Below are 23,739 nucleotides of genomic sequence, written 5' to 3'. Positions count from 1 at the left end.
GGATTGCGGCTTTGAGGGTTTCCACATAGTATCGTCACCTTGAATAGGAGGGGGTTATGGAAAGCGGAACCGCAGCACAGATTATCTTACCACTGGCACTCTTTACCATTATGTTTGGAGTGGGCATTACCTTACGTGTTTCAGAGTTTACATTCTATATACAAAATCCTAAGCCCGTCATTATCGGGGCTCTGGCCCAACTACTCCTTCTTCCCCTTATCGGGTTGATCGTTGTCACCGTTTTCGCCTTACCTCCGGCGATGGCTGTTGGAATTATGATTCTGACCTTCGCGCCTGGTGGTGCAACGTCAAATATGATTACCCTTCTCGCCCGTGGCGACACCGCCATGTCGGTATCATTGACGGCAGTGTCTGGGCTGGTAACGCCTTTTACGATCCCGCTTCTGGCTTTTTTTGCTGTCGCATACTGGTTAGGGGAACAGGCCGCAATCGCGTTCCCTGTCTTAGAAACAATGCTCAAACTATTCGCTATCGCGGTTCTTCCGGCTATTTTAGGGGTTATCGTTAATCACCTCTGGCCTGAGTTCTGCCGCAAAGCAGAGGGGACAGTGAAGATAATGGCCTGTCTGTTTCTATTCATTGTTGTGCTAGGTATAGTTCGTGCGAATTGGGATAGTCTGCCTGTTTTGATTCTACAACTCGGGCCAGCAGTATTGTCTCTGGTGATGATTGCGATGGGAGGAGGGTACCTGCTAGCAAGCAAACTCGCCATGTCACAGGCGCAGTCGGTCACTTTGGCTGTTGAGTTGGGTATTCAGAATGCTGCTACAGCGTTGATGGTGACCACGGTTATTCTGGATAATCCAGTCATGTCGGCCAGCGCGCTGATCTACGGTATTCTGATGAATATCCCTGCTTTTCTTCTAATTGCTTACCGGAATCTGCCCAATAGAGGGGAAGTTAACAGCCAGTGTTAATCAATGCCTAAGAGTTTGTGATTCTGGAGGCTTAATTTCCATTGTGGATGTTTCAGGCAGTAATTAATAACGTCCTGAGTGAACATCGAGCGGGTAGGGCCATCCATCGGTTGAAGGTAGAAATGCTGAAAAGGCAAGTGTTCAAAACGGTCAGGCGGAGCTAAGGATTGCGGATAAACCAGTTTTAGTTCATGGCCGCTTTCTATAACCAGTTCAGTATCGGCTTTTGGACTGACGCAGACCCAGTCAATACCCTCCGGCAGTGGCTTGGTTCCATTTGTTTCAACCGCCACTTCAAAGCCAAAGCTGTGACATTGATCAACCAGGGCCTGATCGAGTTGAAGGGCTGGTTCCCCTCCCGTGAAGATGATGTAGGGCTTTTGACTCGAAGCGTCTGGCCAGAATGTCGCTAAAAATTGACAGAGGTCGTTAGCGGTTGAGAATTTTCCACCATTTTGTCCGTCAGTACCGATAAAATCGGTATCACAAAAATCACACACTGCTTTATTGCGGTCCTGTTCACGACCGGACCAGAGATTGCAGCCAGTAAAACGACAGAAAATAGAAGGCCGGCCACTTTGTGCGCCTTCACCTTGGAGGCTATAGAAAATCTCTTTTACGGAATACATCAGTTTGTGATAGAAAGGGCGTTTGTTTTAAAGGCGCTAAGTCTACACCTGCACACTTTGACTGCAAGTTAAATTCATCGATTTTGTTATGAAAGAATAGGTAATTACGTGGAACTTCAAGATATTGATAAAGTGATCTATAAACAGAAACAGCGTAAAACAAGTCTGATTTTCTGCCTGATTTTTGCCCTCTTAGGTCTGAGTATCAGTGCGGTGCTACGTGGATACTATGGCAACCCTGAAGGTGAAAATATGGCGGTCAACCTGACCGGGGTATTGGTAGGATTTATTATTTCGATCGTAGTTTTTTCTCGTGTGTCACGCAGACCTTATTTTGATGAGTTACGCTATGGTTGGAACCTAAAGCGTCAGGCTTTGAAAATACAAAACCATCGTCACCGTTGGGAAGCTTTATTAGAAAAGGGTGATGCAACTGCGGCGATTGTGCTGGCATTTTATTATAAAGCGACATTGCAGCTTCAGTCTCTGGATGGGAACGAGTTTGGCTACAACGAGACAAAGGAACGAGAAAACAAGTTTCTTCTGTTATGTCAGGAAAAATCAGTGACTCCAGATCCTGATCAATATTCTGTTGATCTGTTGGAACAGGTCAAATAAGTAGTCTCTAATAGTTATATCACTTATTCAGGTTGTTCTAATGTCTTAGGCGGTGGGGATGACGTCGGCATATTATTTGTGTCATTATCGTTATAGCGTTAATGAATAAACTTATAATAAGAGAGGGTTGACGATGTTAAAGCAAGCGGTTTCCAGTCTGGCATTGGTGGCAGCGCTGACTGTTTCACCATCAGTTATAGCTGAAGGTGGCAAAAAGGCGATGATTGCGCCGGGGCTCTATTCTTTCACTGTTGAGCATGATGGTGAGCAAGTGGAAATCATGCGAAATCAGAATCCCAAGAATACAATTCATGAATTGTACAACACCACCTTCAGGGGAATGCCACAGCCGATTCATCCGTTTGAGCCGCATGATGTGGAGACAATTGGCGAGCGCGAATTTGTGGGCTACATGCAGCAGTCTAACGAAGATGAGAATGTTCTTATTGTGGATACCCGCACAGAGGGTTGGCACTATCGTTTGACGATTCCTGGAAGTATCAATGTACCTTACACGGTGATGAAAGAGGAAGAATCTGCTGCAGACGCGCTGGATGAGTTCGGGGTCAACAAGAATGATGATGGGACTTTCGATTTCTCTAACGCCAAAACGTTGGCGATGTTTTGTAATGGCTATTGGTGCGGACAAACGCCTACATTGATTAGAGCACTGCTGGAAGCTGGTTATCCAGCAGAAAATATGAAATATTATCGGGGCGGGATGCAAGCGTGGACCAGCTTAGGTCTAACAACGATCGGCGATGCTTCAGAGTAATTCTAATCTCATACACCGGTCTCGCCTGAGGTCGGTGTATGAGACTTACATGCATACATTCTAATTCCACTTCATTCTTTATTTCCACTGAAACTCTGCTATTCAGGTCGGCAGATCTCCCCTCGAGTAATCCCCAGTAGTGTGCGAAAAAGCAGTAGTGTGATCACGCCTGAAGATAAACAGAGCAGCGCAATCGAGAAAATCGGGCTAAAAGATGGATTGTGTTGCTGCATAACAAAACTAGCAACGGTGGAGGCTGCCAGTGGGAATGAATATGCCCACCATGACATGAAGAACTGTATTCGACTGAACCTGGGAAGCTGGCTCAGTAAAAACAACACTAGAAACATCGCTGAGTAAAATAGTATACGGGAAAAACTGTCCACCCCTCCTGTTAACTGAGTATAGGAGATGAAGCCAACAGCGGGTGGTGCAATCAGAATGAATAGTGTAGGTAGCAGTTTTTCAGGGAGTGGGTCGTGGAAAAACATGCGATTGAGTATCAGGGTTTTCAGTATGATCCAGTAGATCAAACCGATAGAGAAAAAGAACCAGCTTATTTCATTGTAGCCATACTGCACACCCGCAATAGGGACAAGGATATTACCTACAACAGGGATAAACCAGGCAGGTGTACTATGTGCAATCTTGAATTTAGGGTGGTGCAGCCACTGGCCTAGCACGTAAAGGGTAAAAATGAGATGGAGTGATACGCCTAAAACCCATAGGTACTCTGAGAGTGTTTTTGACACACCTAAGGTTGCGATACTCATCAGTATCAGGCTGATACTGAATGCGGGAAAGAAGCTGATCTTGATAGGGTGGTTAAACTCTTTCAGAACAGCACTGCGGTGGCGTATAGCCTTTAAAAGATAGGTCAGAGTGACCAGCAGAAAGGCGGTGGCACTTAGGTAAAGTAAAGATTCGCCAATAATGGTTGGTAAACCCAGAATAACTGCCGCCTTCTCCCAAGCAAGCGTTAAGCCAGTTAATCCCATTACCATCGCGAAGAAAGCGATCGGGAAATGTTCCAGTTTTGACAATTGAGTCTGTTTAATTGAGTAGTCCATACTGCATCTGTCTGTTAATTAGATAATTCTAATATATTAGTTTTTTTACAAGATAATATCTACTACTGATCTGAAATATTGATGTGGAGGGTGCTCCCCCGTAGGCTTGGTATGGAAGAGCACTAAGAAAGGATATTCAAGAGTAAACTATGGGCGTTCAGCCTCGCCGCCAAACGCATCGATCAGGGCGGGGTACAGTTTGGCAAACTCGAGCCCCATCTGGACCATATCAGTGTCAAATTGGGCTACTTCATCTTCAGCGGCTTCATCCGCCATCTTCTCTTGTAGCTGTTCGCTGAGTTTTAGGCGTTTGATTGAAAGGTCTTCATGCAGGATAAACTGAAGTTGTTCATCCCATTCGATCGCAAGTTTAACCACTCGCTTGCCTGCTTCTAAGTGGGCAATAAACTCCTCATCTTCGAGTTGTTGCCCTTTGATACGAATAACCCCACCTTCCATCACATTATCACGCAGTTCACACTCATCTAAGACATCAAAACTTGAAAGCTGGTTTTCGGAGTTTTCAATCCAGTGGGACATGACAGCAGACGGGGATTGGTTCACATCGGGCAGGGCAATAGGAAGTGATCCAAGACTCCCTCTAAGGTGACTTAGAAGCTCTTCGGCACGTTTGTGGCTCGATGAGTCAACCGCTATCCAGCCTTGTGAAGGGGCAATGAGTGCAGTTGTTTGACTAAATTTACTAAAGGCTCGAGGCAGAAGGTCAAGAACGACTTCATCTTTCAGTTGATCACGCTCTTTCTTGTAAACTTTCCGCGCTTGTTCCTGCTCGATGACGGAAACTTTTTCACCCACCGCTTCTTTAATAACCGCAGTAGGAAGTATTTTTTCCTCCTTACGTGCCGCGACCATAAACATTCCGTGCACTTGGTGGGCAAAGAGATCATCTAAAAGATGGCATGGTGATACCCATCCGTAACGGCTGAGTTCTTGGCTTTTACAGGGTGAGAAGGAGTGCTCAGCAAGTAAAGCCTGTAGTTGTTCCTGAGAGTATTCAAAAGGTTCAGTCAGGCGATAGAAGATAACGTTCTTAAACCACATAGCAGCTCCGCATATTTAAAAGGCAGTGCATGGTATCAAGAAATATCGACTATGGAAGAGGGGGTAGTCATAAACTCAGGGATTTAATCGCTTAAACCCTTGTTTCAGAGATCTATCAACGTAATAGCCGTAGAGTTCCAGCGTGTTAATCCCGACCATTTTTTCTGCTATTTCATTACCTTCACCATCCAGAAAAATGAGTGTCGGCGTTGCCCAAGCATTATAGCGGCGGGCAAAACGGGTTGAATCAACCTGTTGACCGTTAAAATCATGGATTGTCTTCCCGGTATTAATTTCAAGCTCACTAAAAATTGTGTTCGATCTATAATGACCGCTGATTAACATGGGTTGCAGGATCTCTTCAGTAATTTGAATGCAGTAGCTGCAATTGGGTTGAGATACCAACATCAGAACAACTTTTAACTCCCCGGCTGCATTCTGTCCCTGAGTTTGGTAGGTGGATAGCATATCTTTAGCCTTCGGCATCTCTGTAGCAGTAGCTATTGATGTAAAACACAGCCAAATGATGCCACAGCATCGAAGTATCGTTTCTCTCATCCGGGAGTTAGTCATTTGATGATAAGGTATCCATAAACTCAATTGAGTGCTCAATCACTTCATCCATATAGAGGTCACGGAAGAAATGGTCGGCACCTTCGATCTCTACAACCTGAACATTTTTATTATTTATTGCGTGTATTTTCTCTTCAAGTGCAGGGACGGTTGTGTCCTCGCTTCCCGCGATCACCAGGGTGGGAGTCGTTTCACTTCGTAACAATGTAGGGGTATCTAAGCGTGAATCTGGCTGGTAATAGCTGACAAAGCTTTCTAAGTAGACCTCGGCATCTTCACAGTAGATGAAGTCCACCTTAGATAAAACCGAATCGCCTGAAAGTTCAGCGGCGTTGTCGAGTAATGGTTTTAGTTCAACCTGATAGCGGCTTTTGTATGCACTTGCTTCGGTTTGCTGGTCCCAGGTCTGAGGGGCTAATAGAATCAAGGCTTGGATGGCGGGTTCTTGATACTCAGAGAGATACCATGCGCTCTGATTTCCTCCTCGCGAGTGCCCAGCAAGGATGATCTGTTTGCTCCCTTTAGATTTCAACCATTGGATCCAGTGGTGAATCTCTTCTATTGCATCTGTGTGTTTGTGGGTGTGGCGGCTACTGCAATCATACATACCATGCCGATTATCCTGACCAAGACTTAAATTAATGGCAAGGCTGCTGATACCTTCATCTGTTAATAACGATTGCCAGCTATCAATGATCTCCATGCCATTATGGGCAAGTGTACCGTGAGTGATGAGAACAACAGTACTAAAACCACTCTCTTCTGATAGGAGTAGGTTAGCGTTCAGTCGCAGGTTATTCGGTTTTATCGACACCTCTTCCGCAGAAGCAAATGTTGAGAGACAGATTGCGAGGGTGACAAAAAGGGAGGGTAGGAAACGGAACATTGCGACTCCAAGATGGATTTACTTCGATTTTGTTATATTGATATTCTTAATCGAAATATGCAACCGTTTTGGAGTCATTGTGTTACGACATTCGTCTCAATTTACAAACCTTCGTACGCAAGAAGAGTGTGTACCGGAACGCCTGCATCCTGAATTTTTCTGGAGCCTTGCAGGTCTGGAAGGTCGATCAATGCGGCTGCTTCGTAGATCTCAGCACCCAGCTCTTTGACCAGACTGCATGCTGCAAGAATAGTCCCGCCTGTTGCGATAAGATCATCAAATACCAGCACTCGGTCACCTTCTGAGACTGCATCGACCTGCATCTCAACCGCGGCTGTACCGTATTCCAGTTTATACTCCTGGTGGATGGTATCACCGGGAAGCTTGCCTTTTTTACGTACTAGAACCAGTGGAATATTAAGGTGATAAGACATGATTGAGTTAATGAGAAAACCGCGGGCATCAATACTGGCAATATGGGTTATATCACTGTCGATGTAGCGTTGAATAAACGCATCAGAGATCATGCGAAGAGCTTTAGGGTCTTTAAAAAGTGGAGTGATGTCCCTAAATTGCACGCCGGGTTCCGGCCAGTCAGGAATAGTTCGGATGACTGATTTCACATAACACTCGTCATATGACATGGAGATCTCCTTAAAAGCTACGATTTGACTTAGCTCAATGATTTGATTTGGAACAGACGTTCTAATTATGGGGTTGGGTTACACATTGAGATGGCTACTTACTGTGCAACTAGCAAGCACCGGTAATGAAATTACCGGTGCTTTTTTATGGGTGTGATTATGAGCAGCTGCCTTTACCGCACTGGGCAGTGATCTGCTCTGTATCTTCAACAGCAGGGCATTCACCCGATAGTTCATATAACTTATCAAGGTCCTCAATGTGGACCTCTTTCCCCTCTACTTGCAGAAGGTTCGACTTCTGGAAGCGGGTAAATATTCGACTGACAGTTTCTACCGCTAGTCCAAGGTAGTTACCGATCTCATTTCTGGACATAGAAAGACGGAAACTGGTTTCGGAATAACCGCGAACTTTGAATCGCTGAGATAGCTTGATCAGGAATGTTGCTACACGCTCTTCAGCATTCTTCTTAGAGAGAAGTAGCATCATCTGCTGTTCTTCCCTGATCTCTTTACTCATTGTTCTAAGCAGCTGGCGGCGAAGTTCAGGTAACTGACCAGAAAGCTCATCCAGACGCTCAAAAGGGATCTCACATACCGTAGTGGTTTCGAGGATTTTGGCGGAAACAGGGTACTCGTTATTATCAAATCCGCTCATACCCACCAATTCACCAGGGAAGTAAAAGCCGGTAATCTGCTCTTCACCCTCATTGGTAATCGTATAGGTTTTGACGGTGCCTGCACGAATCGCATAAACACTTGCAAACGGGGTTCCCTGATGGAAAAGGTGCTCACCTTTTTTTAATGGGCGACTTTTTTCGATTATATTATCGAGGCGCTCCATCTCAGTCATGTTGAGAGAAACCGGCAGGCATAGCGAGCTAAGGCTACATGTATTACAGCTCACTTGCTGTAAACTGCGTAGTTTCCCTTCAGTTGCCTTGTTATCACCCATAGTTAAATCCTGTTGTGGTTAGATCGAGTGGCTACTACTCGATTATGTAATATTTCCTTAAATTCGGAAAGTTAAATAATCCTGGAGAAGCGCTGAGAGCTCTGATCTTTTGGTATATATGCATCGAATGCCATACAGATACGCCGTATCAGAAGGCGTCCTGCTGGAGATACTGTGATCTTGTTTTTATCCATGGCAATCAGACCATCTTGAGTGAAAGCGCTGAGTTCACGTTGGGCATCAGCAAAGTACTCATCGAAGTTTATACCATAAAGTTTTTCTACCGGGTGCTTTTCAAGTTCAAAGTGGCAGATCAGCTGAGTAATAACATGCCTGCGTATGATGTCGTCCTGAGTGAGTGCAACACCACGTTTTATTGCACGATCAGATGTTTCTACCGCACCTGAGTAAGCCTGTATTTCATGCTCATTCTGGTAATATACAGATCCAATCTGGCTAATGGCTGAAACGCCCATCGCTACCAGATCGCATTCAGAGTGGGTGGTATAACCCTGAAAGTTGCGATGTAGATTTCCCGTTCTCTGAGCAATAGCTAACTCATCATCGGGTTTGGCAAAGTGATCCATTCCTATATAAACATAGCCCGCTTTAAGCAGCTTGTTGATAGTCGATTCCAGTATAGCCAGCTTCGTTTCCGGGCTAGGCAGAGTCTCTTCCTGGATGTGGCGTTGTGGGCGGAATCGATCAGGCAGATGTGCATAGTTAAATACGGAGAGGCGATCCGGATCCATTTCGATAACTTTATCCAGTGTCGCATTAAAGCCGTCTAGTGTCTGGTATGGAAGTCCGTAGATGAGATCAAGATTTAATGAACGAAAACCTAAACGGCGAGCTTCTTCAAGAATCGCAGAGGTTTGTTCAACAGACTGTACCCGATTTACAGCTTCCTGAACCTTTGGGTCTATATCCTGTAAACCAAGGCTGATACGGTTGAAGCCTATCTCGCGCAGAACCTTTATAGTCTCAATAGATGCTTCACGTGGGTCGATCTCAATGGAGTAATCACCAGAATCATCATCAAGAAGTTTAAAGTTTTTACGCATTTGCGCCATCAGTTCAACCATCTGCTCATGACTGATGAAAGTTGGCGTGCCTCCCCCCCAGTGCAGTTGGGTAACGGTCCGGTCATTACTGTACCATTGTGACAACTGAGCCATCTCTTTATAGAGCGTATCCAGGTAGGGTTGTGCTTTCTTACGGTTACGAGTGATGACTTTATTACAAGCACAGTAGTAGCAGACGTGTGCACAAAAAGGGATGTGGACATAGAGCGATAGAGGCGCATTCAGGTCGGCAGTGGTCTGCCCTTTAGTTACCAGATCATCTGCTGAAAGTTCCGGATCAAACTGAACGGCGGTAGGGTAGGAGGTGTAACGAGGCCCAGATAGATCATACCGCTTAATCAGATCTAAATCCCATTTTATCAGATTGTTATCCACGAACATTTACCTCTGTTAAATCAGGTCTATCCCTGATCTATAGACCGAATGACTGGCTGAATATTCCCTGCCATGGGATGGTATAAATACCCATAAGGATAATAATACCGCCAGAAAGATGTTTAGTTAGTTGTTTCTGCAAAATCTGTTTGACCTGCTGAGCAAGCACTCCGGTGAGTAGCATTGTGGGTAGGGTACCCAACCCAAACGCGATCATTAGCTCAGCACTTAAAAGCCAATCAGATGCAGCGGATGACCAGATTAGCGTGCTGTATACCAGCCCGCAGGGTAGCCAGCCCCAGAGTAAGCCTAGCAATAAGGCTTGAGAATAGTTTTTTACCGGTAAAAGTCTGCTGGCAACGGGGCTGATACGTTTCCACAAAACGCCACCAACTTGCTCAACGTGAGTTAGAACTTGCCACAATTGCGCAATGTAGAGGCCCATAAAAATTAACATGATACCCGCAAAAGTACGTAAGACGATTTGGGCTGTTTGATGTTCTATTAACCAGCTAAGGCTGCCGATAGCAGCCCCGGCAATACCGTAACTCAGGATTCTTCCCGAATTGTAACTTAGCAGGAATCCTAGCTTTTGGTTGTTGCTGTGTCCCAGTGAAACGGTAGCAGCAATGCCGCCGCACATACCCAAACAGTGTGTGCCACCGAGCAATCCAAGAAAAAAAGCTGTCGGAAGGGCCAGAGTTTCAGTCATTCTCTTTTTGTTTCTGCTTTACCTTAGCATCATCTGGAATAAGATCTTCGTCATCATCGTACAGAATACTGTGGGCGGGACTTTCCAGATCATCATACTGACCGCTATTAACGCTCCAGAAAAAAGCCCACACCCCACAACCGGCCAGAATAATAGCGATAGGTATAAGTAGGAATATGATATCCATTGGAATGAAACAACTCGTTAGTAATGGTGGGGCAATTCTACCTGATTTTAAGAGGCTAGGTTAGCTTTAGCTTCCGCTTCAGGTTTGACTGGGGACAATTGTTTATGCCGAATTTGCTTTAGTCGGTTCAGGCGCATGGCGTTTCCGACCACTACCAGCGAACTTGCTGACATGCCCAGTGCTGCCATGTAAGGTGCAATAAAGCCAAAAGCGGCCAGTGGTAGAGCCATCAAGTTATAACAGAGTGACCAAATTAGGTTTTGCCGAATGATGCCTTTGGTTTTGCGGGAAAGCTGAATACCATCAACCAATCGCAGCAGGTCCTGACTGATGAGTACGCCGTCAGCATTGGTTTTAGCCAGATCAGTGGCACCGCCCATGGCAATAGAGGTCTGAGCCCCTGCGAGTACCGGAATGTCGTTGATTCCGTCACCCACCATAACAACTTGAGCTCCTTCAGACTGCAGCTTTTTCACATGCTCAAGCTTTTCCGCTGGAGATACGCCGGCAATAGTTGAATTGATACCCAGAAATTCTGCGACTTCGGATACGGCTGAAGAATTATCACCGGTCAGCATTTCACATATTAGGCCTTGCGATTGAAGCTCACGGATAGCAAGTTGAGCTTCAGGGCGTACCTGGTCATTCAGGCGGAACCAGGCGAGTGGGCCAGAAGAGCAGCAGAGGAGTAGCCATTGTCCGCTGGTTTCAGGAAGTGCTGGTAGCTTAGCATTTGAAATCTCTATGGCGTATTCAGGCTTTCCTATACGATAGAGTTCGTTTTCGATCTTACCTTCAAGCCCCTGTCCCAGTTTGTTTTTGATATCGGTAGCTGTCAGTAGGTGTGACTGTTCATGGAAGGCCTTTGCGATTGGGTGCTCGCTGTGTCTCTCTATCGCTGCAGCTATTTGTGTACAGTGATTTTTATCCAGGTCAGCGAAAGGGAGAACTTCCTGTAGTGTCAGATTCCCCTCGGTGAGAGTCCCCGTTTTGTCGAAGACAATATGAGTCGCTGTGGCGAGGCTTTCAAGAACGTGCCCTCGTGTGATGAGTAACCCATTTTGTCGTAAGGTTCCTGTTGCAGCGGTGAGGGCTGTAGGTGTGGCTAGGGACAGTGCACAAGGACAGGTGACCACCAATACGGATAAAGTTATCCAAAATGCTTTATCGGGAGCAACTAACCACCAGCTAAAACCGACAATGGTTGCAGTGAGCAGAACAGCAGCAACAAAATAACTGGCTACCTTATCGGCAATTTTTGCGACCTGCGGTTTATCCTCTTGGGCACGTTCAAGCAATCTTACGATTGCTGACAGTTGGGTCTCACTACCAACTTTAGAGATCTCAAGAGTGAGAGGGTTTTCAACATTGATTGTGCCGCCGACTACGCCGTCGCCAGTCTGCTTTCTTATAGGGAGATATTCGCCTGTCAGTGCCGATTCATCTACGGAACTGCTGCCGCTGAGGATAGTGGCATCGGCAGGAATAGTATGGCCGGGTTTGACAATAACAATATCGCCAATTTTAAGTTCATTGACAGGTACAAGTTGTTCTTCGTCGCCACAGAGTCGGAGTGCGCTTGCCGGGAGTAAATTCAAAAGTGAGTTGCCCGCGCGGCCACTACGATGTCGGGCCTTCATCTCCAAAAAACGGCCGATGAGGAGGAAGAATGTAAACATCGTTACAGAATCGAAATAGACCTCCCCAGTGTCTGTAACCGTTGCCCAAACGCTGGCCAAATAGGCTCCACCGATAGCTAATGAGACAGGTACATCCATCGTGAGGTGTCGTGTTTTCAGATCTCTAAGGGCTGCAATAAAAAATGGACGGGCAGCATAAATAACAACGGGTGATGCGATAACAAGACTGGCCCAGCGGATGAACGTTACGTATTTATTATCTATACCCTGAAGAGCACCGCCATAGAGTGCGACAGCCATCATCATTGTTTGCATCATGCCTATGCCGGCAATGCCCAGCCTGCGTGTAGCCCGTTTTTGCTCTAACTCAAGAAGTTGTTCTTCTTTATCAGGATGGTAGGGGTGGGCTTGATAGCCTATACGGTATATTTCAGATAGTAAGACACTCAATTGTGTGTCGGAACGTAGCCAGGTTATTTTCGCTCTGTGATTTGTCAGATTTACGCTGGCTTTTTCTACCCCTGGGATCGCTCTGATATGATTTTCTAATAACCAGACACAGGCGGCGCATGTAATCCCTTCAATGACGAGAGTAGCTTCTGCATATTCGTCACATTGGGTTACAAAACTGGCCTGAACACTCTCTTCATCATAAAGAGCGAGCTCTTGTAGGAGCTGATCAGGCAGCTCTTGTGAGCGTATTTCTGGAGAGTCAGCGGTTTCGGTACGATGTTTGTAGTAGGTATCTAGACCACTGCCAACAATCGTATTTGCCACAGCAAGGCAGCCAGGGCAGCACATGTCACGTGTTTCACCATCAATAATAGTCGTGTAACTACTCTGTGGTGGAACGGGCAGCCCGCAATGAAAGCAATCGGGCTGCTGAGGCGATGTTGGTGTATGGTCCGTCATAGATCAATTAGCAGGAAGCAACTCAACATCATTCTGATCATAGGGAGGAAGAATCTCAGCACGAAGTCTCCATGCCTTAGTGTCATCTTCAAGAATAAGGTAGCGCTTACCTTTCAATGATGTTTGTAGACTGCCAAGGTATGCGTTACTGCCAGGAACCTGCTTAAGCGTGATGTTCTGGTCATACTGTTGATGAGTTGGATGGATAATACTGAGGTTTAGAAACTCAGGACGCTCACTCTGACCAGAGATGAAATTGAGAGAAAGATCCCCTGTAAGATTATCTAGTCTCAATTGGCCAGTTATCCCAAGCTCTCGTGCAGCTTCTGCCCGACTGGTATCTACGAAATGCCCGCGAGCAACTTTATACATATCATCTTTAACAATGCCATCATGAGTCACAATGGAAAGATAAAGAAAGAATGTGCCGTAGATAACAACTGCAATCAGTGGCGCCAGAATGAACCAGAGCCAGGGCTGTTTATACCATGGACCCGGTGGTGTTTTATTACTTGTATTCATGTGAAATCGATACCCAAAAAAAAGCTGCCATACCTGAAGTCGTTTCAATACACCTCAGGTGGGCAGCTATTCTAACCTATTTGTTATTAAGGTGGAGCATTAATGCACCGCCTTAATTGATATTCATCAGCGCTCTAGCGTTTTGGTGCTGGGCCGATAAAGCGATTTTCTTCCTCAATCAAAATGCTTGGGTTATCAACAGCCTGAACCCTGAACAATATTGTGTTGTTGGCTTTATCAATATACCTGGCAGGAACATTAATACGGATGGGGAGGTCCAGTAACTCACCAGACTTAATCGTGATGATCTCCTCACCAAGATACTCTAATCCCTCAACGCCACTGACAGAGATGCGGTATTGGTGATCGACCTGTTCTTTGTTTGCTAGTTTAAGCGTATAAACGTTTTCGATCTGACCGTTAGACAGCTCAGAATAGAGTTGACCACGATCACGTAATATATCGACCTCTAAAGGAATTCGGCTGTATATGGTATAGCTGAAGGCAATAAACATTGCACACAGTACCGCGAAGTAACCGATAAGGCGAGGTCTAAGAATATGTGTTTTATTACCAGCCAGTTGGTGCTCAGTGGTATAGCGGACCAGGCCTTTTTCATAGCCAACGCGCTCCATCATATCGTCACAGGCATCGACACAGGCACCACAGGCGACACACTCATACTGTAAGCCGTCACGAATATCGATCCCTACTGGGCATACATGAACGCAGGCATTACAATCGATGCAATCCCCAAGGCCTGCTGCTTTGTAATCACTTCCTTTTTTGCGTTTGCCACGACTCTCTCCGCGTTTTTCATCATACGAGATGATGAGAGTGTCTTGGTCGAACATCACCGACTGGAAGCGGGCATAAGGGCACATGTAGATACAAACTTGCTCCCGTAACCAGCCTGCATTTCCGTAGGTTGCAACAGTGAGGAAGCCTAGCCACCAGGTTTCCCAGGGACCTAATTCAAAAGAGGCGATGCTGCCTAAAAGTTCACGTATGGGTGTGAAATAGCCGACGAATGCGATCGCGGATGCTACGGAAAACAAAATCCAAAGAATGTGCTTAGTGCCTTTGCGGATTGCCTTCTCCTGGCTCCATCCTTTAGTTTTGTCCATCTTCATTCGTTTGTTGCGATCACCTTCGGTGAAGTTCTCGATCCAGATATAGATCCATGTCCAAACGAATTGGGGGCAGGCGTAGCCGCACCAGAGCCGCCCAGCGAATACGGTGAAGAAGAATAGGGCGAAGGCAAGTATGATCAGCAGCCAGGAGAGCAGCATGAAATCTTGAGGCCAGAATGTCATACCAAAGACATGGAACTGTCGGTTTGGTAGGTCAAACAGAACCGCTTGGCGGCCATCCCATGTAACCCATGAGAAGCCAAAAAACATCAATAGCATAATAAAGCTTGATGCTTGGCGGAATTTTTTAAAGAAGCCAGTGTAGTTTTTTACGTAGATATGCTCGCGTTTGGCATACAGGTCGAAATTTTCCTCAGAAGTGTTCTTTTTCTTTGGAGTGACATCTTGAACCGGAATCTGATTCATATTGTTGCTCACATACTCACCAGTGATAATTGATAATCAGCTTTGCTAAGACGTTTTAGTGTATTAGCAAAGATGAATATTATAATAGATCTGCACAAAAAAAGGCGACATGATCTGCATCATATCGCCTTTTATTTCTTATGGCTGCTTATTACTTGTTAGACAAGCTATAAACGTAGGCCGCAATCAAGTGGATCTTCTCATCGCTTAGAAGGTCTTTGTGAGCCGGCATTACACCGTTTCGACCGTTGCGAATTGAGTGAGCTACTTTTTCGAAAGAGCCACCATACAACCAAACATCATCTGTCAGGTTTGGCGCTCCCAGCACAGCCATGCCTTTAGCATCTGCGCCGTGACAAGCAGTACACAGGGCCTGGAACTGGCCTTTGCCGCGTTCTGATGCTTCAGCGTCAGCTTCTGCACCACTTAGAGAAAGTACGTAGTTAGTTACATCACGTACCCCTTCTTCTCCTAGTACAGCGCCCCAAGGAGGCATGCCGCCGTTACGACCATTTGTGATAGAAGCCTTGATAGTTGCCAGATCACCGCCGTATAACCAGTCTTTATCTGCTAGGTTAGGGAAGCCGTGTGCACCCGTTGCTGCAGTACCATGACAAAGAGAGCAGTTGTTAGCGTACATACGCTGACCCATTTTTAGGCCGCCTTCATTTTCAGGCTTAATTAGCTCTTCAGCAGGTAGGGCTGCATATTTAGCGAATACAGGCTTGTAAACCTCATCAGCATGACGGATCTCTTCTTCCCACTGGTTAGTAGATGTCCAGCCCAGAAGGCCTTTAAAACTACCCAGCCCAGGGTAAAGAACAAGATAAACCAGACCGAAGATGACAGTTGCCAGGAACATCTGGAACCACCATTTTGGAAGTGGGTTGTCATACTCTTCGATGCCATCAAATTCATGGCCTAGTGTTTCTTCAGTCGTATCCTGGTGCGGCTGGCTCTTGCGAGTCGCAAGAAGAAGCCAAGTACAACCAAGAATTACTGCCAGGGTAATTACCGTTACCCACGCGCTCCAGAAAGCACTCATTTTTGTTTTCTCCCGTTATTGGACTCATCATCCTGGATTGGCTCATCAGGCTCCTGAAGAGGCATATTTGCCGCATCATCGTATTTGGCTTTGTTCTTGGGGTTTAGCACCCACGCAAACAGGGCCAAAAACGTGATTAGCATTATTACCGGAATATATGGTCCATAAACTTCGTAATTCACGCGTTATTACCGCTTGTTGTTGTATACAGAATGCATTTTGCCAAGTGCCTGTAGGTAAGCAACCAGAGCGTCAATTTCGTACTTGCCCTGAACTGCATCCTGAGCACCAGCAATCTGCTCGTCCGTAAACGGAACGCCCAGGCTACGCTGTACTTCAAGCTTAGTAGCGGTATCTTTGCCAGTTAGCTTGGTTTCGAATAACCAAGGGTAAGATGGCATTTTCGACTCAGGAACAACGTCACGAGGGTTATACAAGTGAGCGCGGTGCCAATCGTCGGAGTAACGGCCACCTACGCGAGCCAGGTCAGGACCTGTACGTTTGGATCCCCATAGGAATGGGTGTTCCCAAACATGCTCGTTTGCAGTGGAGAAGTGTCCATAACGCTCAGTTTCTGCGCGGAATGGGCGAATCATCTGGCTGTGACATACGTTACAACCTTCACGGATGTAGATATCGCGGCCTTCAAATTCCAGCGCAGAGTATGTACGCATGCCTTCAATTGGTTTAGTCGTAGAAGACTGGAAGAACAGAGGTACAATCTCTGCAAGGCCACCGCCACTGATCACAATGATGATCAGCAGGATCATGATGCCAATGTTCTTTTCAATCGTTTCGTGTTTGATCATTTCTATCTGCTCCTTTGACCTTAGGCTGCCTGTGCAGAAGCTTCAGCTTCTGGTGCAGTGCTGCCTTTACGAACGGTCTGCCATACGTTGTAGGCCATCAGGACCATACCCAGTAGGAAGAACATACCGCCCAACCAGCGAACGAAGTAGCCTGGGTGAGATGCTTCCAGGGCTTCTACGAAGCTGTAAGTCAGAGTGCCGTCTTCGTTAACTGCACGCCACATCAGGCCCTGCAGAATACCGTTAACCCACATCGCGCAGATGTAGAGAACTGTACCAACAGTTGCCAGCCAGAAGTGAGTGTTGATCAGGCCAACGCTATACATCTGAGCCTTACCGAATAGGCGAGGGATCATGTGGTATACAGCACCGATAGAGATCATAGCTACCCAACCTAAAGCACCTGCGTGTACGTGACCAACAGTCCAGTCAGTGTAGTGAGACAGAGCGTTTACAGTTTTGATAGACATCATCGGGCCTTCAAAGGTAGACATACCGTAGAAGGACAGAGAAACAACCAGGAAGCGAAGAACTGGATCGGTACGCAGTTTGTGCCACGCGCCAGACAGAGTCATCATACCGTTGATCATACCACCCCAAGATGGAGCCAGAAGGATCAAAGACATAACCATCGCTACAGACTGTGTCCAGTCAGGTAGGGCTGTGTAATGCAGGTGGTGACCACCAGCCCACATGTATGTAGCAATCAGTGCCCAGAAGTGAACGATAGACAAGCGGTAAGAGTAGATTGGACGCTCAGCCTGCTTCGGTACGAAGTAGTACATCATGCCCAGGAAGCCAGCTGTCAGGAAGAAACCTACTGCGTTATGTCCGTACCACCACTGTACCATGGCATCAACTGTACCAGGGTATACAGAGTAAGATTTCCACATAGAAACAGGGATGGCCATGCTGTTTACGATATGCAGAACTGCAACCGTAATGATGAAGGCCATGTAGAACCAGTTACCGACATAGATGTGAGATGTTTTACGCATCTTCACAGTGCCTAGGAAGACAACCGCATAAGCGACCCAAACAACAGTGATCAAAAGATCAATCGGCCATTCTAGCTCTGCATACTCTTTAGAAGAGGTCAGGCCTAGTGGCAGAGTAATTGCTGCTGCAAGGATAACAGCCTGCCAGCCCCAGAAGGTGAACGCTGCTAGACCATCAGAGATCAGGCGGCGTTGGCTGGTACGCTGTACAACGTAGTACGAAGTTGCAAACAGGGCGCAACCGCCGAATGCAAAGATAACTGCGTTGGTATGCAGCGGACGTAGACGACCATAGGTCAGCCACGCGGTATCAAAGTTTAGTGCAGGCCAAACCAACTGAGCAGCGATTAGGACACCGACGGTCATACCGACGATACCCCAGATCACTGTCATGATGGCGAACTGGCGCACCACTTTATAATTGTAGGTGGGGTGTTCAGTTGCTGTGCTCATGTCAGGCTCTCATCAACAAGCTATTTATGGAAATTTTGAGTTTCGCAGGCAATTATCTGGGAATAGCGCTGTATTTTCAATGTGTTTAGCGCAATGAATGAGGCATTTTGTCGCAGGCGCGTAATATCGACCTAGGTCTAATTTTCATGCTTCTAATGGGGGTGCTAGCTTGGTAACATGTTGATTTATAATAACAAAATACATATTGCGTTTTATTGTTTGTATATAAGAGTTTGGAATATGGTTTTTTTTCTTTGACTTGTGTCTAGGTTTTGTGGCGTGCTCGCTTATGCTTTTCTCCTCTTTATTTGATTCAAATCAAGTTTGATCGGTGGATAATATATGTCTTTACAGCTTGCATCCGCTAAGTCTGTGTTAATTAATGGAAAACCTAATTTTGGTAGGGTTATTTTTGCCCATGGTGCTGGTGTCGCTATGGATAGCGATTTTATGCAGAATATTGCCAAGGAGCTTGCTAATCTCGGTTTAGAGGTTATCCGCTTTAACTTTCCCTATATGCAAAAAAAACAGGTTGATGGCAGGCGGCGACCGCCTGATAGAATACCTGCGCTGGTTGATCACTTTGCAGAACTCGTTGCTAAATATCAAAAGGAAGATGTTCCCCTTTTTGTCGCGGGTAAATCGATGGGGGGGCGTGTGGCTACAATGCTTCCGGATTATTCAGGTATTAGTGGTTGTTTTGTTTTTGGTTATCCATTCCATCCTAAAGGGAAGCCCGATAAACTGCGTACAGAACATCTTTCCTCTTTGCCGGTACCGCTGCATGTTTTTCAGGGGACCAGAGATGCTTTAGGTTCTCTTGAGGAGGTTGAGGGGTATAATCTTAACAAGAGAGTCATTATGCACTGGTTTGAGGATGGTGATCATGATCTTAAACCGCGCAAATCTTCAGGGCACACACATTCGGCCCACCTTAAAAATGCAATTGCCATAATCAGGAATATCATTCAGTGAGCTATTTTAATCGCCTTCTGCTGCAGTGTCGGTCTGGATTTGAAAAGGAAGCTGCGGCTGAGATCACAGATCAATGTGCGTCTATAGGTATCTATGGTTACTGTACGCTGGATCAGGGGGGGGGCTTTGTCAGCTTTCATATTCAGCAGGAGGGGGAAGCGGAGCGTGCCATTCGCGATCTTGATTTTAACCAACTGATATTCATTCGACAGTGGATGGTCTGCGGAGAGTGTTTGTCACTGGATAGAGAGGATCGGGTCTCACAAATTGAAGCGATCATAGAGGATTTTCCCGTCTGTTCAGATGTCTGGGCGGAATACCCTGATACAACCGAAGGCCGAGAGTTAGCGACTTTTGCTCGTAAATTTAGCTCTGCACTGGCTCAAAAACTCAGAAAATCCGATAGATTGAATAAAGCATCATCTCTTAGGGGGGATCGCTTAACTCTGTTTGTTTTATCAGGGTGTGATATTTATGTTGGCTTTTGTCCAAAAGCAAACTCTGCTCCCTGGCCGTTAGGTGTGCCTCGTCTTAAGTTTCCTAAATCAGCCCCCAGTCGTTCAACGCTTAAGTTGGAAGAGGCATGGCATTGGTTTATTCCAAAAGATCAGTGGGATCAACGACTGGCTCATGGCGCTACTGCTGTTGATCTGGGGGCCGCACCAGGAGGGTGGACCTGGCAGTTAGTGCAGCGCAGTATGTTTGTTACAGCTGTGGATAACGGGCCGATGAATGAGGATCTAATGGAGTCAGGTCAGGTTAGGCACGCTACAGAAGATGCCTACAAGTTTGTTCCAGCTGAGCCGGTTTATTTGATGGTGTGTGATGTTGTGGATAAGCCGGTTAAAACGGCTAAAATGGCATCAGAATGGATAATTAATGGTTGGTGCACGGAAGCGATATTTAATCTCAAGCTGCCTATGAAACAACGCTATCAGGAAGTGGTTACATGTTTAAATTTGATAGCTGAACAGTTCATGCAACATGGATTGGCTTACGAGCTGTCGGCTAAACAGCTATATCATGACCGTGAAGAGATCACCTGCCACCTTCGGGCGTTATAAGCGCAAAGGTGGTCTCTGTATTCAGTGCTCAAAGATTGTAACTTTCTCTTCTGCTTCTAACATGGGGTTGATGGCATCCATCATCTCCTGTCTTTCTGAAGACCCGGACCAGCGTTGCCAGTCTTGCAGCGTACGATATGTGGCAATTACTAAACGATGATTCGGGTCATATGCATTCCTTAAAGCCTCGCCAGATATAAATCCATGTGCCTGCATTGCGAGTTGAAGGGTTTCACGAGCGGCCTTGTCATAGTGGGTGGACAGCTCATCAGCCACATGGCGTTCGATCATCACACGAATCATGATGCTTTCTCCTCTGAAAACAGTTTTCCATGAATATAGGATGGATTATTAATTGGTTAAAAGCGACTTTAGTTGATGTTTTGTGGTGAAATTGCTTTTTCTGCCATAGGTAATTTGAGACAATACGCAACTTTCTGCAAGAGACAAAGAATGATCGACATCAAAGCTGACCACACTCTGGATGCTCAGGGGCTTTACTGCCCGGAGCCGGTTATGATGCTCCATAATTATGTGCGGGATATGCAGGTTGGTGAAGTGCTTCATATATTAGCAACGGATCCATCTACGCAGCGTGATATCCCAAAGTTTTGTGCTTTTTTGGGGCATGACCTAATCGACCAGTATGTGGAAGATGAGCTCTATGGATATTTTATCCGTAAGGGATCATAGGGTTACTAGGTGGTTGATGTTGAATTTCTTTGTTCTACAACTAGGCAATTATTTGATCAACTGGATTCGATGCTAACCAGGTTAGAGCAACAACGAGCTCAGGCCGAAAATGTATCCCAGTCAGAGGTTATTAAGGTGAATGACGTAGTAAATAAAGCGCCAAAGGCGAAATCCAAAAACCGTGCTGCAAATATGGCTGCCCTGCAGCAGTTGATGGAAGCTTATCCTAAAACCTTTGATCGCAAAAATGTTAGACCTCTGAAGATCGGGATTCAGGAAGATCTGGTTGCAGATGAAAAAGTAGCTAAGAATAAGATCAAGCGTGCACTTGCGAGCTACGTACGTTCTCTTAATTACTATCGCTCTCTTCGAGAGGGAGTTGAGCGTATCGATATCAATGGTGAGCCTGCGGGTTTGGTGACAAAGGAAGAATCCGATCACGCTAAGGATAAATTAAAAGAGATTAATAAAGCGCGTCAGGAAAAGCGTAAAGAGCAGGAACGCGAAGAGCGTTTGAGTCAAAAACTCGAGATGCTTGTTTCACGTAAGTAGTTTTTAGGATTGGGAAAAAACGGCGGTTTAACCGCCGTTTTTAGTGCCTGCTGATCAGTTAAGGGTCGTAGGAGTGCCGTGCAGGTAACCCTGTGTCCCGTCCACCTCGAGGTTGGTTAAGAGTTCAAGCTGAACCTCTCTTTCTACATGTTCTGCATAGGCTTTTATACCCAGGCTATGTGCAACGCTAATGAGGCTACTGACAAAGAATCTGTCCTCTGCATTTGTGTCCAGGTTACGTATAAGTGAGCCATCAATTTTGATGTAATCCGGTTGTACCGAGTACAGATACGCAAATCCGCTGGGATGAATGCCAAAGTGATCGACACCGAAACCGATCCCTTTTTCTTTGAGCACATTACGGAATTCCGTAATCCGAGACATATTATTTAGAACACTGGTTTCATCAAGCTCAAACATGAGTCGTTCAGGGTGTGAAATGCTCTCCAGAGTCGAGGTCAGCCATTTTGAGAAACTGTCGTTGGTCAATGCTTCGTGGCTCAGGTTAAACGTGAGTGGAAGCATCGTTTTCTGAGTTTCTTGTAAAGATAGCTCAATGACAGCACGGTCCAGCTCAATAGCAAGTCCAAGTTCTTTGACCACACTAATAAATTCACCGGCAGCTGCAGGTTGATAATCACGATCCAGAATACGAGCAAAGACCTCATTCTGTATAGTCGGCTGGTTGTCACTGCTTCCAATAATGCTCTGGGTCTGCAAAATTATACTGCGTCTATTTATCGCATTGGCAACATGTTGTTTCCAGTCATCCTGATCAGGTAGTTGTGAAGATTGACCTGCACTGGCGAATTGCTTCCAGATTACGTTGCTGTCTAAAGCCTCATCGGTAGCTACCCGGGCTTCTGAAATTAACTGACTGCTGTTCCTGTCTTCAAAGCACTCGCTGCTACCTACGCTGATACATAATAAGCTGCTGTGCTGTTCCATTAACTGCGCCAGCTGCTTAGTGCATTCACCATTGATTGTTTCGATCTGGATTTTCAATTTATCGATATCAGTCTGATCGGTCAGTAGTATGAAATCTGACCCTGAAATACGTCCGAGGATGCTCTGGTCGGCACGCCTCGACATCTCCTCGAGCAGACTTGCTAGGTGTTTCAGAAGCTTATTTGTTTTATCTACCCCGATTGTCTGGTTGATAGATTGTAGCTCTTTTAAACGGATGTTCAGCAGGTGGCCACGTCCGAAATCTTTCCTGTAGTCGAGTCTTTCGGCAAGTTGAGATTCAGTGGCTCGCTGATTGTTGAGTCCGGTCAGACTGTCTTGATATGCACTTCTCCTAAGTTCTTCAATGTTCCGTGACTGCTCTTCAAACATACTCTTAACCTGACGCACCATGCGATTCATCGCTTCAACAACGCGTTTAAGCTCTCGTGTGCCAGGCAGTTTTTCCTGCTCAATGTAACGCTTTTCAGACAACGCTATTGCCTGGTTTTCAACTTTGTAAAGAGGCTTCAGTAAATAGCGGATCAATGAACTGATCACTAATACGCAGAGAAGGGAGAGGCAGACAAACAAGATCAGGCTATCCTGTGCTCCTTTCCACAGTTTTTCGTAGGCATACCCGGCGCGGCTTTGTACATAGATCTTACCTACCTGACGCCATTCGTAAGTAATCTCCCTGAACATGGAGGGAGGGGTGATCTTTATCGCATTCTGGAACCACAGAGGAACATCACTATGGACCTGAGGCGGTGTCTGTTTTTCAAAGAGGATCGCTTCATCAGCATTCGTGACAATGATGCGTTGATAAAAGCCACTATCAAAGATCGCGTTGACAGCAGTTTCAACCGTAGCGCTGTCATTATCGGCCATATAGGGGGCCAGATAGAGTCCCAGGTGGGTAGCAGAATCCTGAGCATGTGATTCAAGCTGATCCTGAAGGATAGAGCGAGAACTTTCTGACATGATGTACAACGTGCCGGACACAAGTCCGATCAGAACTGCAAAAATTGCAGCGATCAGTTGATTAACCAATGACATAATTCTT

26 protein-coding genes are annotated in these 23,739 nt (G+C 46.0%); 7 read left to right on the top strand and 19 right to left on the bottom strand.

Going from position 1 to position 23,739, the window contains the following annotated elements:
* The first annotated feature begins 56 nt into the window (after positions 1-56).
* Positions 57-938, top strand: coding sequence for a bile acid:sodium symporter family protein (locus Q0882_RS01790; RefSeq protein ID WP_299177178.1), 882 nt, complete (start codon positions 57-59; stop codon positions 936-938).
* Here the strand turns inward: Q0882_RS01790 and queE are convergent.
* A complete protein-coding gene (queE, locus tag Q0882_RS01785) occupies positions 935-1,567 on the bottom strand; it encodes a 7-carboxy-7-deazaguanine synthase (protein WP_299177175.1) in 633 nt (210 codons plus the stop codon). The two genes, Q0882_RS01790 and queE, sit on opposite strands and share 4 nt — an antisense overlap.
* A gap of 108 nt (positions 1,568-1,675) precedes the next feature.
* On the opposite strand from queE, the gene Q0882_RS01780 reads away from it, so the two are divergent.
* Together Q0882_RS01780 and Q0882_RS01775 are read left to right on the top strand one after the other, a co-directional pair.
* On the top strand, positions 1,676-2,185 hold the full coding sequence (locus Q0882_RS01780; protein WP_299177172.1) for a DUF3087 family protein: 510 nt from the start codon (positions 1,676-1,678) through the stop codon (positions 2,183-2,185).
* Positions 2,186-2,318: 133 nt separating this feature from the next.
* Complete coding sequence (locus Q0882_RS01775; RefSeq protein WP_299177169.1) at positions 2,319-2,960, top strand: rhodanese-like domain-containing protein; 642 nt, start codon at positions 2,319-2,321, stop codon at positions 2,958-2,960.
* A 98-nt stretch (positions 2,961-3,058) separates the two neighbouring features.
* On the opposite strand, the gene Q0882_RS01770 is transcribed toward Q0882_RS01775, so the two are convergent.
* The 16 genes from Q0882_RS01770 to ccoN form a co-directional block, all read right to left on the bottom strand.
* Entirely contained in the window at positions 3,059-4,030 is a 972-nt protein-coding gene (locus Q0882_RS01770; RefSeq protein ID WP_299177166.1) for an SLAC1 anion channel family protein, read from the bottom strand.
* Positions 4,031-4,177: 147 nt separating this feature from the next.
* A complete protein-coding gene (rdgC, locus tag Q0882_RS01765; protein WP_299177163.1) occupies positions 4,178-5,092 on the bottom strand; it encodes a recombination-associated protein RdgC in 915 nt (304 codons plus the stop codon).
* 75 nt (positions 5,093-5,167) lie between these two features.
* Positions 5,168-5,560, bottom strand: a complete 393-nt coding sequence (locus Q0882_RS01760; RefSeq protein WP_299177160.1) for a thioredoxin fold domain-containing protein — start codon at positions 5,558-5,560, stop codon at positions 5,168-5,170.
* 97 nt (positions 5,561-5,657) lie between these two features.
* A complete protein-coding gene (locus tag Q0882_RS01755; RefSeq protein ID WP_299177157.1) occupies positions 5,658-6,551 on the bottom strand; it encodes an alpha/beta hydrolase in 894 nt (297 codons plus the stop codon).
* Between the two features lie 101 nt (positions 6,552-6,652).
* Positions 6,653-7,195, bottom strand: coding sequence for an adenine phosphoribosyltransferase (locus tag Q0882_RS01750; RefSeq protein WP_299177154.1), 543 nt, complete (start codon positions 7,193-7,195; stop codon positions 6,653-6,655).
* A gap of 157 nt (positions 7,196-7,352) precedes the next feature.
* The gene (gene fnr / locus Q0882_RS01745; RefSeq protein ID WP_299177152.1) at positions 7,353-8,147 is read right to left on the bottom strand and encodes a fumarate/nitrate reduction transcriptional regulator Fnr; all 795 of its coding nucleotides are present in this window, start codon (positions 8,145-8,147) and stop codon (positions 7,353-7,355) included.
* 71 nt (positions 8,148-8,218) lie between these two features.
* Positions 8,219-9,613 (bottom strand): oxygen-independent coproporphyrinogen III oxidase, encoded by a 1,395-nt coding sequence (gene hemN / locus Q0882_RS01740; protein WP_299177150.1) that lies wholly within the window; start codon positions 9,611-9,613, stop codon positions 8,219-8,221.
* A 31-nt stretch (positions 9,614-9,644) separates the two neighbouring features.
* A complete protein-coding gene (locus tag Q0882_RS01735; protein WP_299177147.1) occupies positions 9,645-10,319 on the bottom strand; it encodes a sulfite exporter TauE/SafE family protein in 675 nt (224 codons plus the stop codon).
* Positions 10,312-10,506, bottom strand: a complete 195-nt coding sequence (gene ccoS, locus Q0882_RS01730) for a cbb3-type cytochrome oxidase assembly protein CcoS (protein WP_299177146.1) — start codon at positions 10,504-10,506, stop codon at positions 10,312-10,314. Before ccoS ends, Q0882_RS01735 begins: the two co-directional genes overlap by 8 nt.
* A gap of 47 nt (positions 10,507-10,553) precedes the next feature.
* A complete protein-coding gene (locus tag Q0882_RS01725) occupies positions 10,554-13,058 on the bottom strand; it encodes a heavy metal translocating P-type ATPase (protein ID WP_299177144.1) in 2,505 nt (834 codons plus the stop codon).
* A 3-nt stretch (positions 13,059-13,061) separates the two neighbouring features.
* A complete protein-coding gene (locus tag Q0882_RS01720; RefSeq protein WP_299177141.1) occupies positions 13,062-13,580 on the bottom strand; it encodes a FixH family protein in 519 nt (172 codons plus the stop codon).
* A 134-nt stretch (positions 13,581-13,714) separates the two neighbouring features.
* A complete protein-coding gene (gene ccoG / locus Q0882_RS01715; RefSeq protein WP_299177432.1) occupies positions 13,715-15,139 on the bottom strand; it encodes a cytochrome c oxidase accessory protein CcoG in 1,425 nt (474 codons plus the stop codon).
* A gap of 151 nt (positions 15,140-15,290) precedes the next feature.
* The gene (gene ccoP / locus Q0882_RS01710; RefSeq protein ID WP_299177140.1) at positions 15,291-16,184 is read right to left on the bottom strand and encodes a cytochrome-c oxidase, cbb3-type subunit III; all 894 of its coding nucleotides are present in this window, start codon (positions 16,182-16,184) and stop codon (positions 15,291-15,293) included.
* On the bottom strand, positions 16,181-16,327 hold the full coding sequence (locus Q0882_RS01705) for a cbb3-type cytochrome c oxidase subunit 3 (protein WP_299177430.1): 147 nt from the start codon (positions 16,325-16,327) through the stop codon (positions 16,181-16,183). The genes ccoP and Q0882_RS01705 overlap by 4 nt, the downstream gene beginning before the upstream one ends.
* 45 nt (positions 16,328-16,372) lie before the next feature.
* The gene (gene ccoO / locus Q0882_RS01700) at positions 16,373-16,990 is read right to left on the bottom strand and encodes a cytochrome-c oxidase, cbb3-type subunit II (RefSeq protein ID WP_299177429.1); all 618 of its coding nucleotides are present in this window, start codon (positions 16,988-16,990) and stop codon (positions 16,373-16,375) included.
* A gap of 23 nt (positions 16,991-17,013) precedes the next feature.
* Positions 17,014-18,444: a cytochrome-c oxidase, cbb3-type subunit I gene (gene ccoN / locus Q0882_RS01695; protein ID WP_299177138.1), complete on the bottom strand. Its 1,431-nt coding sequence runs from the start codon at positions 18,442-18,444 to the stop codon at positions 17,014-17,016.
* Positions 18,445-18,786: 342 nt separating this feature from the next.
* On the opposite strand from ccoN, the gene Q0882_RS01690 reads away from it, so the two are divergent.
* Both Q0882_RS01690 and rlmM read left to right on the top strand, forming a co-directional pair.
* Complete coding sequence (locus tag Q0882_RS01690) at positions 18,787-19,419, top strand: alpha/beta fold hydrolase (protein ID WP_299177137.1); 633 nt, start codon at positions 18,787-18,789, stop codon at positions 19,417-19,419.
* Positions 19,416-20,483: a 23S rRNA (cytidine(2498)-2'-O)-methyltransferase RlmM gene (gene rlmM, locus Q0882_RS01685; RefSeq protein WP_299177134.1), complete on the top strand. Its 1,068-nt coding sequence runs from the start codon at positions 19,416-19,418 to the stop codon at positions 20,481-20,483. The genes Q0882_RS01690 and rlmM overlap by 4 nt, the downstream gene beginning before the upstream one ends.
* A 21-nt stretch (positions 20,484-20,504) precedes the next feature.
* On the opposite strand, the gene Q0882_RS01680 is transcribed toward rlmM, so the two are convergent.
* On the bottom strand, positions 20,505-20,786 hold the full coding sequence (locus Q0882_RS01680) for an antibiotic biosynthesis monooxygenase (protein WP_299177132.1): 282 nt from the start codon (positions 20,784-20,786) through the stop codon (positions 20,505-20,507).
* A 150-nt stretch (positions 20,787-20,936) separates the two neighbouring features.
* Between Q0882_RS01680 and tusA the strand changes: the two genes are divergently transcribed.
* Positions 20,937-21,176, top strand: coding sequence for a sulfurtransferase TusA (tusA, locus tag Q0882_RS01675; protein ID WP_299177130.1), 240 nt, complete (start codon positions 20,937-20,939; stop codon positions 21,174-21,176).
* Between the two features lie 69 nt (positions 21,177-21,245).
* Positions 21,246-21,728 (top strand): ProQ/FINO family protein, encoded by a 483-nt coding sequence (locus Q0882_RS01670; RefSeq protein ID WP_299177128.1) that lies wholly within the window; start codon positions 21,246-21,248, stop codon positions 21,726-21,728.
* A 54-nt stretch (positions 21,729-21,782) separates the two neighbouring features.
* On the opposite strand, the gene Q0882_RS01665 is transcribed toward Q0882_RS01670, so the two are convergent.
* Positions 21,783-23,732: an EAL domain-containing protein gene (locus Q0882_RS01665; protein ID WP_299177127.1), complete on the bottom strand. Its 1,950-nt coding sequence runs from the start codon at positions 23,730-23,732 to the stop codon at positions 21,783-21,785.
* Between the last annotated feature and the right edge of the window lie 7 nt (positions 23,733-23,739).

Origin of the sequence: uncultured Neptuniibacter sp., from assembly GCF_947498015.1 — a bacterium.
Taxonomy (GTDB): Bacteria; Pseudomonadota; Gammaproteobacteria; order Pseudomonadales; family Balneatricaceae; genus Neptuniibacter.
Note: the sequence above shows the minus strand (reverse complement) of the source record. Positions and strands in the feature narration are given on the sequence as shown.